This is a genomic window from Streptomyces sp. AM25 (assembly GCF_058146165.1).
Genome location: NZ_JBKIWN010000064.1, coordinates 1 through 10,232 on the forward strand (window position 1 = coordinate 1; position 10,232 = coordinate 10,232).

General features: G+C 67.6%; 5 protein-coding genes and 3 pseudogenes. 4 read left to right on the forward strand and 4 right to left on the reverse strand.

Going from position 1 to position 10,232, the window contains the following annotated elements; all coding sequences use genetic code 11:
• Positions 1-343: 343 nt before the first annotated feature.
• Together ACLHRZ_RS35430 and ACLHRZ_RS35435 are read left to right on the forward strand one after the other, a co-directional pair.
• A pseudogene (locus ACLHRZ_RS35430) lies at positions 344-496 on the forward strand (IS5/IS1182 family transposase); the annotation flags it as partial.
• A gap of 220 nt (positions 497-716) precedes the next feature.
• Positions 717-3,776, forward strand: coding sequence for a Tn3 family transposase (locus tag ACLHRZ_RS35435; protein ID WP_490422734.1), 3,060 nt, complete (start codon positions 717-719; stop codon positions 3,774-3,776).
• A 307-nt stretch (positions 3,777-4,083) separates the two neighbouring features.
• On the opposite strand, the gene ACLHRZ_RS35440 is transcribed toward ACLHRZ_RS35435, so the two are convergent.
• From ACLHRZ_RS35440 to ACLHRZ_RS35455, 4 genes are all read right to left on the reverse strand, one after another.
• Complete coding sequence (locus tag ACLHRZ_RS35440) at positions 4,084-4,833, reverse strand: glycosyltransferase family 32 protein (protein ID WP_490422735.1); 750 nt, start codon at positions 4,831-4,833, stop codon at positions 4,084-4,086.
• A gap of 57 nt (positions 4,834-4,890) precedes the next feature.
• Positions 4,891-5,463: a hypothetical protein gene (locus ACLHRZ_RS35445; protein ID WP_490422736.1), complete on the reverse strand. Its 573-nt coding sequence runs from the start codon at positions 5,461-5,463 to the stop codon at positions 4,891-4,893.
• A 57-nt stretch (positions 5,464-5,520) separates the two neighbouring features.
• Positions 5,521-7,065, reverse strand: coding sequence for a glycosyltransferase (locus ACLHRZ_RS35450; protein ID WP_490422737.1), 1,545 nt, complete (start codon positions 7,063-7,065; stop codon positions 5,521-5,523).
• A 361-nt stretch (positions 7,066-7,426) separates the two neighbouring features.
• Complete coding sequence (locus ACLHRZ_RS35455; protein ID WP_490422738.1) at positions 7,427-8,332, reverse strand: recombinase family protein; 906 nt, start codon at positions 8,330-8,332, stop codon at positions 7,427-7,429.
• A 198-nt stretch (positions 8,333-8,530) separates the two neighbouring features.
• On the opposite strand from ACLHRZ_RS35455, the pseudogene ACLHRZ_RS35460 reads away from it, so the two are divergent.
• Together ACLHRZ_RS35460 and ACLHRZ_RS35465 are read left to right on the forward strand one after the other, a co-directional pair.
• Positions 8,531-9,201: pseudogene (locus tag ACLHRZ_RS35460) on the forward strand (IS5 family transposase); the annotation flags it as partial.
• A 539-nt stretch (positions 9,202-9,740) separates the two neighbouring features.
• Positions 9,741-10,232: pseudogene (locus ACLHRZ_RS35465) on the forward strand (maturase); the annotation flags it as partial.

The following is a 10,232-nucleotide window of genomic DNA, read 5'->3' on the forward strand; positions in this document are numbered from 1 at the left end:
CATCCGCCACAGACAACTTGATAAGGCCAGACCGAGGCGTCACCGAGAGATCTCCCATTGAGACCGTGGACCGTGCTGGCTTGTCGTGGTGCAGGGCGAACTGCCTCTGCGGCTCGGTGCTGTCCGTGCCTGAGCCGATTTGTTTCCGGCCGTGTGCGGTAAATAACAGGCCCCATGCGCGTCTCTGTAGAGGACAAACAGAACAAGACGCCGCAGCGGGGGAGGGCCGTGTCTCACTTTGGGCGGTGAGGTCTTCACACAGGTCGTCTTCTGTTGTGGTGCGCCTTACAACGCCTAACAGAATGGGGCTGGTTGGTGCTAGTGGCCGTGTCTGGCGGGCGGGTTGGGCGTTGTCCGGCTTGTGGGGGCGTCGCCGTGGATCGTGTCGGATGAGCTGTGGGAGCGCATCGAGCCGCTGCTGCCGTGCCGGGAACGGAGGTTCCGGCATCCGGGCCGCCGGCGGCTGCCGGACCGGCAGGTGCTGTGCGGGATCCTGTAGGAGGGCAGCCGGAGTACGGCGGAAACAGGCAATAGGGCTGTGGCGAGCGCGATCTGACGCTTGGAGGCCCGTCGGCTGTTCACCCTGTCGGATAGTGTTCCTATGAGTCACGGCAGGTCTTCTGGGCAGTGTCTCCGCTGGCCACAGGGCCGTGACATGGTTTCTGGTGGCTGCCGTGTGTGCTCCGTGTGGGTGGGGGGCGTGGATCATGCGGCGCATGGCTTCGGTGGAACGTACCGCGTACCCGCGGTTCAAGCGCACGATCACCTCCCGCGAGATGCACGAGGCGTTCACGCCCGGTCCGTCCGAGGTGGCGTGGGCGCGGGGTAGAGCGCGGTCGCCGGAGCATCTGCTGGCGTTGGTGGTGCTGTTGAAGAGTTTCCAGAAGCTGGGGTACTTCCCTGGCCTGGATGAGGTTCCGGAGCTGGTGATCGGGCACGTGCGCGGGCTGCTGGGGTTGGACGAGGGCGTGCAGCCTCGGCATGACGCCGACCGTACGCTGCGGCATCACCGCACGATTATCCGCGAGCGGCTTGGCGTGGAGTACGACAAAGAGAAGGCTCGCGCGGTCGCCTCGGCGGCGATCTATGAAGCGGTGCAGACGAAGGACAATCCGGCGGACTTGATCAATGTGGCGCTGGAGACGCTGGTCAAGAAGCGGCTGGAGCTGCCGGGCTACACGACGCTGGATGCGATGGCCTCGGCGATCCGTACCGAGGTGAACACGGGGTTCTTCGCCACGATCGCCGGGCGGGTCGATGCGGCGGGAACCGCCCGGGTGCTGGGGCTGCTGCGGGTGGTGTCGGGGTCGCGGAGCCGGTTCGATGAGCTGAAGCGGCCGGCGAAGGCGCCGTCGGTGTCCCATCTGCGCGAGCACCTGGCTCACCTGGACAGGCTGGAGCTGTTGGGGCCGACGGCCAACTGGCTGGAGGGGGTGCCGCCGGGGAAGGTGGAGCACTTCGCCGGGCAGGCGCGGGTGCTGGATGCGGCTGAGCTGGGCAAGGTCGGCGTGGTGAAGCGGACGGCGCTGCTGGTGTGCCTGCTGCATATGGCGAAGGTGCGGGCGCGGGACGAGCTGGTGACGATGTTGTGCAAGCGCATGGCGCGGATCACGAAGAAGGCCAAGGAGGACCTGGAGAAGATCCGTCAGCGGCACCGGGCGGAGTCCGAGCGGCTGCTCGCGGTGCTCGGTGAGGTGCTGGAGGCCGCGAGGGGCGCGGTCGGTTTCGACGGCGGCTCGGTCACCCTGCCCACCGGCCCGCGGAAGAAGAAGGCGGTGCATGCCAAGTGCGGGAAGGCGGTGCTGGAGAAGCTGGAGCAGGCCGGGGGGCTTGCGAAGCTGTCGGAGGACCATGAGCTGGTCTCCGCGCACCACGGCGAGAACTTCTTCCCGCTGATGTGGCGGCACTTCAAGAGCCACCGCAAGGTCCTGTTCGGCCTGACCGAGGTCCTTCAGATGGAGTCGGTCTCGGCCGAGGGTACGGTCCTGGAGGCGGTGGAGTTCTGCCTGGCGATGCGCCACCGCACCAGCCAGTGGGCGCCCATGACGTACACGGTCGAGAAGGAGGACGGGTCCAAGGAGACGAAGACGGTCTCGGCGGAGTTCGCCTCCCAGATGTGGCAGCGCATCTTGTTCGACAGGGCCCGCGAGGGGAAGATCAACCGGCGGCACTTCGAGGTGTGCACCCTGTTCTATCTGGTCCAGGAGGTCCGCAGCGGGGACGTGGCGGTCCTGGGGTCGGAGTCGTACGCCAACTTCTACGACCAGCTGGCCTCGTGGGAGGAGTGCGAGCCGCTGGTGGCCGAGTACTGCGAGCAGGCCGGGCTGCCGGACAGCGCGGCAGGGTTCACGGCGTCGCTGAGGCAGAAGCTGACGGCGGTGGCGGCGAAGGTGGACGCCGGGTACCCGGACAACGCGGACCTGACGATCGACCAGGGATCGGGGAAGATCGTGCTCAGCCCGCGCAAGGGCAAGGACCGGCGCAAGTCTGCGCTGGACCTGGAGGCGGAGATCCTGCGCCGCCTGCCGGAGCGGAGCCTGCTGGACGTGCTGGCGCGCACGGCGTACTGGATCCAGTGGTGGCGGCACTTCGGCCCCGCCTCCGGAAGCGATCCGAAGATCCGCAACAAGCTCGCCCGCTACTGCTGGACAGTCTTCACCTACGGGACGAACGCCGGTCCCGCGCAGGTGGCGCGGCACATGCGCGGCCAGGTCTCGGTGCACGAGATCTCGCTGGCCGGCAATCAGCACATCACCGCGGAGAAGCTGCACGCAGCCTCGGCGGATGTGATCGACATGTTCATCCAGCTCGACGTGGCGCACGTGTGGGGTGATGTCGGCAAGGCCGGGATCGACGGCTCCCAGTACGACACGTGGGAGAACAACCTCCTGGCCGAGTCCCACATCCGTTATGGAGGCTTTGGCGGGCTCTCGCTGAGGCATGTCTCCGACACCTATATCGCGCTGTTCAGCCACTTCATCCCGTGCGGGATGTGGGAGGCGGTCTACCTGTTCGAGGGACTGTTGAAGAACCAGTCCGAGGTGACCGTCGACATCGTGCACGGGGATACGCAAGGCCAGTCGCTGCCTGTCTTCGGACTCGCGCACATGCTGGGCGTGGAGCTGCTGCCCAGGATCCGGAACTGGAAGGACCTGACCTTCTATCGGGTGAGCCCGACGGTGAAGTACCAGCACATCGACCCGCTCTTCGGCGACCCGGAAAAGGACGTCATCAACTGGCGCCTGATCGAGAACCACTGGCCCGACCTCATGCGCGTCGTGCTGTCGATCCGCGAGGGGCGGCTCTCCTCGGCCGCGCTGCTGCGCCGCCTGGGCAACGAGTCCCGCCGCAACCGCATCTACCAGGCATACCGCGAGCTTGGCCGGGTGATCAGGACGATCGTGCTTCTTCGGTTCCTGTCGGAACCCGAGCTGCGCGAATCCATCCAGTCGATGACGAACAAGGTCGAGGCGTTCCACAAGTTCAGCAACTGGCTGATGTTCGCCTCCGACGTGCTCCAGGACAACGACCCCGAGCACCAGGAGAAGATCATCAAATTCAACGAACTACTGGCGAACTGCCTCATTTTTCATACCGCGGTGGACATCACGAAGGTGGTCAACGACCTCATCGACGAGGGCTGGGAGGTCGACCCGGTCGACCTGGCCACCGTCACCCCGTACATCACCTGCAAGACGCGCCGCTTCGGCACCTGGCACCTGGACATGGAGCCGCCCGAGCACCAGGCGGTCGGGCAGCTGCGGCTGGCCGCGTAGCCCCGCTTGCCCGGGGCGAGGGCCGGGCGAAGCCGAGCGAGAAGGCCGGGTGCCCGGGCGGGGGCCGTCACACTGCCCGCCCGAACCCGCCTCGCCCGTCGGCACCCTGCGCCCACGGCCTACCGGAACAGGTGCAGGGCCCAGCCGCCTGTGCTGCGGTGAGGGCGGGGGTGTAGGTCTGCGGCGCCGGGCGTCCGGCCTTCCCGGCGTCCTGGTGGTACTGCCGGAGAGACGACGCTAAGAGGTTGTCTCTCCGGCGACCGCGTGGAAGTGCGTGAGTTGTCGGGGTTCCGCGGGTCTTCCTTGCTCAGCGGATGTGGCGTTCTGTCCAGCCGTTGACGTCGAAGGGGCGGCTCCATGCGTGGGCGTAGTGGTGGAAGAGTGGTTGTGGGTGTGCGGGGGAGGGCTGGATGTCCGTGGTCTTCACGAGGTGGTACGGCGCCTGGAACACGTGGTCCACCGGCAGCAGCCGCAGGCGGCGGTCGAGCAGTTGGACTCCGGAGAGGAAGCTGCTGAACACGTGGGGTCCTGCGAAGAACGCGGGGTGGGCGGAGGGTTCTTGCCGGTCTGCCAGCCAGTCCAGGAAGGCGCGGGCCACCGGGTTGCCCGGCGCGCCGCCCTGGAACTCGACGCAGACCACGTTGTTGTCGCCGATGAAGCCGGTCCAGGCGGAGTCGGAGGAAGTTTGGAGCAGTTCGTCCAGGCTTGTGGGATGCACGATGCGCAGGTCCCAGTCGAACCACCAGCCGCCGTAGTGGTGCAGCAGGGTGTATCTGAGGATGTCGGACACGTCGCCGAGGTGTGTGCAGCGTCGCAGCAGCTCCGGGAGCGCGAGGTCCGTGCAGCGTGCCGTGAGCGGGGGGAGGTCGTCGAGTGTCAGCAGCTCGTACGCGTACCCGTAGGCCGCGGCGAATTCCTGTACGCCGTTCATGCAGGACCGGCAGGGTGGCGGGATGGCCGAGGGGGTGTGGGCGAACTGGAAGATGCGGCGGGGGATGGTGGCGGATGCCACGGCAAGCTCGCGCAGGGCCTCGATCGCGTCCGGTTCCAGGGCCACGCGAGCCTGCCTCTCTGCGATGTGGGTCGGGGCGGGTCGAAGGCCTATACGAAGCCCTCAGACGACCTCTTCGATCGCGGTGACCACATTTTCGATATCGTTTTCGAGCACGGTGAGCAGTTCATCGATGGGGCCCTGTGCTTGTACCACGTGTCCCCTCTGGTCCGGTCCGGGCATCCCGTGCGCGCCCGGTGTGCGGTTCTGGTTTCCGGTTGCCTGGCCGGTTGCGGGCTCCTGTTGCGTGTACTGCACCCGGCTCTGTTCCCGTACGCGGTTGAGTGTGCTGATCAGTGGCAGTGCCGCCGCCGCTGCCCCTGCCGCCGCGAGCCGCCTGACCAGGCGGCGCCGGGTGAGGTCGGGCGGTTGCGGTGAGGTGAGGAGCAGACCGTGTGCGCCGAGCTCGGCGAGGGCGTGGTGCACCGTGTCCTCGTCGAGGGCGAACCCGGTCTCGGCCGTGGCCTCTTCGGCCAGCTGGGCGGCCGTGCGGGTGCCGTCGGCCAGGTGGAACACCACGGCACAGGCCGGGTGCAGGACGTGGCCGGTGTCGGTGCGCTCGTCGTAGACGGCGAGCCGGTGTCCGTCGAGTTCCTTGACCCGCAGTCCGTGCCTGCGGGCGTGCGGCCTGTCCACGGCCGGATGGTCTTTCCGCGGCTGTGTCATCATCCCCTCCCCGGGATATCGAGCTGGTCAGAACTGGTCGCGGATGTTCTCCGGCACCAGGCGGAGCATGTTCTCCTGGGCCGCGACGGCCGGGACCGTCCGGTAGCAGCCGGGCTGGTCCCAGCGGGCGATGAACTGGTCAATCGCCCTGTTGTGCCGGATCCACTCGCTCATGGCGGCGACGGTGTCCGGCAGTTCGTCCAGCAGCCGGGCGTAGCTGCTGCGGTGGTAGACGACGGCGTGGGTGGTCGTCATGCCGTCGTACGGCTCGAGGTGGTGGCAGCCCCCGGCCCGGCCGTCCGGGCGGTCCGTCCGGGTGACGGGGCCGAGGTTGAGCACCGACCAGGGCCGGTCTTGGAGTTCCTCCAGTGCGCGGCGCAGTACCCAGGTGGCGCCTTCGAGGAAGAGCACGTCGTCCTCGAGGACGAGGATGCTGTCGAGTCCGTCGGTGTGGGCTTCTGCGATGGCGCGGCGGTGGGAGAGGGCGCAGCCGATGTGGTGGTTGTGGGGGGTGGGTGTTGCGGGCAGGCGGTGGACGAGGTGGGCGGGGATGCCCAGATGGTCCAGGCGTGGCTGCATGCGTTGCCAGCGGTCGGTGCGTGCGTCCAGGTTGATGAGGGTGAGGCCGCCGAAGGAGAGGAAGGGGTTGCGCTGCTCGGCCTCGTACGCGGTGAGCACCCGTGTCACTTCTTCGGGGCCGAGGAGTGTTTCGAAGTGCTCCAGCAACTCTTCGGTGTCCAGGCCGAGTTCGTCCCAGGCGATGAGGTAGTTGCGCAGGCGTTGGGCCCAGGAGAGCGGGTAGGGAACGCCGCGGCCGGCGGTGAAGCGGTGGGTCCAGCGCAGGGCGGGCAGGCACAGGACCCGGCCCCCGGCGGCGCGGAACTTCTCGTGCAGGTAGCCCTCTTCACCGCCGTGCCCGGTGAAGGCGGGATGCAGGCCGGGCCATGCCTTGGTGCGGCAGGCGAAGACACCCAGGCCCTGCATCGGGATCTCGAAAGCCGGGCCCTGGGGGTCCAGTCCGCGCGGGTCGGCGGCCCATCTCCCGTACATGCCCTTCTTCCACCCGGGCTCCCAGTGCGTCCTCAGGGTGCGCATGTCGTCGTGGAGCAGCGGGCCCTGGACGAGGTCGTCGCTGTCGGGGTGTTCGGCGATGTGATCGAGGAGGGCGGCCAGGGCGCCCGGTGCGAACTGGACGTGGGAGTCGACGCACAGCACCCAGTCGGAGTTCGCCTCACGGAAGACCCGGTCCCGGGCGGCGGTGCCCGTACGCCGGTCGTAGGGAACGTACCGCAGGTGCGGGACGCTGCGCTCCAGGCGCTTGAGCGCCCATGCCGACGGGCCGGCCGGGTTGTTGTCGACGACCAGGACGCTGACGCGGTCACGTACCTCCGGGTGGTGCAGGAACAGGCTCGTGACGGTGAAGTACACGCCGTCGAAGTCGTCGTAGGTGGACATGCCGATGGTGAGCAGCCGGCGTTCGCCGGATACGCCCGGCCCGGGAACGATGCGGTACCGGCTTGTGTCCGTCGCCGCGGCCAGATCGGCGAGCACGGCGCGCGCGGCCTCGTCCATAGGGGGCTTCCCTTTCTCCACGAGATTGTCGGCAAGGGGGGTGAGGTGAAAAGCGGGCGGCGGGCGCCGGAAAGGATCAGCGGGACATGCCGGAAATACGGATGCCCGTGCCGAGGCGGAGAGGGAGCGCGAAGACCATGCCAAGAACCTGGCCAGACACCGACGCCCTCACGCACACGCGCAGGGGGGCGGCAGGAGCACACCCCGGCAGCGTTGTGCCCATTAAGCCGGTTTTACCGGGAAGTCACTGGTCATGGGGCTGGCGAGACGGACGGGGAGCCCGGCCGTGAGGACCAACGGGACAGTTCAGCATCGGTGAGATTGATCTTGGGCGGGTAGCAGGTCAAGCGCACGGTCGTGGTCATGCTTCCGTGCCCTGTGCGGCTTCGGCGAGGGTGCGGTACAGCGTCGGCAGGCTGGGGTGCTTGCCCTTGTGCTTGCCACGGGTGATGACGGTCTTGTTCTGGATCTCCTTCATGGGGGTGCCCTTGGCGCGCAGGGCTAGGGCGTACTCGATCTGGTCGGCATCGAGGGAGAGTGGCCGTCCGCCGGTACGGCCGCGCTTGCGGGCGGATTCCTGGCCTTCCAGGGTCTTCTCCCGGGTGTAGGTGCGCTCCGCGCCGGACAGCGCGGCGAGGATGCCGAAGAGGATGGCGCCCTGGCCGTGCCGGTCGCCCGGGTCGTACAGGCCGGTGATGGGGCCGCTGAGGAACTCCAGGGCGATGCCGGCCTTGCGCAGGTCCTCGACGGTGACAAGAAGGTCGGTGCCGCGGCCAAGACGGCGGAACTCATGGACGGTCAGGACGACCTGAACAGTGGGGTGCAGTTCCTTGAAGCGGCAGGCCATCGCGACGGCCTTCTCGTACTCGGGCCAGACCTTGACCCGGGTGGAGACCTTCTCGTGGAACACCTCGAAGCAGACCGGCTCCAGGGCGTCGAGCTGGGACTGGAGTTCCTGGGTGGCCGTGGAGCAGCGGGCGTAGCCGATACGGACCGCCGTGATCCCCGCCGCCAGCGGCACGGGCTCGGCGGGCCCGGCCGCGTCGGGCTCGGGTCCGAGCACCCAGCGTTTGCCAGGACCTCGGTCTGGCGGGGTGAGGACGTGGAGTTCCTCGGCGACACGGGGCACGAGCTGGAGGCGGCGGGTGTGGTACTTCGCCGCGGTCTTCCCCGCATTGGTGCGGCACGCCGACCCGGCCGGGACGTCACAGGTCGGGCACGGGTGGCGCTCGATGGCGGCCGGGGCGTCGAACTCCTCACCAGTCATGCCTTGAAAGCTACCGGTGTGACGTGGTTTCAAGAAAACATTCCAAGAATCCAACTGAGAACCAGGGGTCCGGACAAACCGGGCGCCGGGCGGGTCTGCGGCGGCGGCTTCTCATTTGCCCATTTATGAGAACCCGAGCCAGGGCGCTGGACGGAAGTGGCACATGACCGCCCTGGCCGACGAGGCGTTACCGCCCGCCTGCACCTGCCCGGCCCCGTGGGGGCGCCTGGTTACCGTCATCGAGGGCCAGCGCCGCACCTCACGGCCACGGTGAAACCTTTGTTGCCTGTTTCTGGCGTACTCCGGCTGCCCTCCCTGTACGTGCTGCATACCGGGATCCAGTGGGAGTACCTGCCGCAGGAGCTGGGCTTCGGGTCCGGGATGACGTGCTGGCGACGGCTGCGGGACTGGAACGAAGCCGGAGTCCTGCAGCAGCTGCACGAAGTACTCCTGGCCGAGCTCAACGCAGCGGCGAAGCTGGACTGGTCCCGTGCAGTCGTCGACTCCAGCCAGGTCAGAGCCCTAAAAGGGGGAGCCACACGGGCCCGTCGCCGGTCGACCGGGGCCGGGCCGGCTCCAAGCACCACCTGATCACCGACGGCCGCGGCACCCCGCTCGCCGTCCTCCTCACCGGCGCCAACCGCAACGACGTCACCCAGCTGCTGCCCCTGCTCGACGCCGTCCCACCGGTGAGAGGACGCGTGGGCCACCCGCGCCGCAGACCGGACTCGTTGTTCGCCGACCGCGGTTACGACCACGACATCTACCGCGACCGCCTCCGCGAACGACGCATCGTGCCCGCCATCGCCCGTCGCGGAACCCGCCACGGCACCGGACTGGGCACCTACAGATGGGTAGTTGAGCGCACCTTGTGCGCCACGAGGCGCCCTGTTTGTATCCCCGGCTGAGCCGGGAGGAACTCGGAAGGAGGTTTCTGGGCCGGATGACTTACCTGGATCCGAAAGGTGAAGGGGACAACAGCATGTCAGAAAACCAGTAACCGGGCCCAGTTGTCAGGGACGGGGTACTGGGTGGCCCGCGCGATATGGCGAAGGCTGGATTGTTTGAAGCCCAATCTCCAGAAGATGCAAGTTCCCATCCGCCGGAAAGACACCTGAAACCGGCGCCGCGTTCTGCATTGGCATCGATAGGTCGGCCGATGCAACTTCCGGGATGCGGGGCGATGTCCAGCGAGGACATTCGAGGAGATGAGTGGGACGCCTACGTCGCGCTAGAACGTACAAGCAGGGACGAACGTGGGATCGCCTACGGGATGCGAGTCCTATGGCGACGGAGGCCCCGTAGTAGTCGCCGGAGTCACGACCGGCCAGGGAGGACGGGAAAGCCGTCCACAACGGGCGAAGGGGGCCAGGTGATTCGGACACCCGAGACTCGGGAGGTATGCGAAATGCAGAGCGCCGAAACGGTGCTGGGTGTCCTGCGTGAACGCGGCAGGCGTGGCCTGCCGTGCGACGAACTGTATCGGCAGATGTTCAACCCGCAGCTGTATCTGCTGGCCTACGGCCGCATCTACGCCAACCATGGCGCGATGACGCCCGGGGTCACGCCGGAAACCGTGGACGGCATGTCTCAGCGGAAGATCGGCCGGATCATCGAAGCGATGCGCCACGAGCGATATCGCTTCAAACCGGTTCGGCGCGTTCACATCCCGAAACCGAATGGGAAGACGCGCCCGCTGGGACTGCCGACGTGGTCGGACAAGCTCGTCGGTGAAGCGATCCGTCTCCTGCTGGAGGCGTATTACGAGCCGACGTTCTCCGACCGGTCTCATGGATTCCGTTCCCGGCGGGGCTGCCACACCGCTTTGCGGGAGGTGGCCCACACGTGGACCGGGACATCCTGGTTCATCGAAGGGGGTGCGCCGTGCGGCGCTCTGTTG

Coding starts and splice junctions, on each gene's coding strand:
- ACLHRZ_RS35435 (WP_490422734.1), top strand. CDS start 717: ATGGCTTCGGTGGAACGTACCGCGTACCCGCGGTTCAAGCGCACGATC.
- ACLHRZ_RS35450 (WP_490422737.1), bottom strand. CDS start 7,065: ATGGACGAGGCCGCGCGCGCCGTGCTCGCCGATCTGGCCGCGGCGACG.
- ACLHRZ_RS35455 (WP_490422738.1), bottom strand. CDS start 8,332: ATGACTGGTGAGGAGTTCGACGCCCCGGCCGCCATCGAGCGCCACCCG.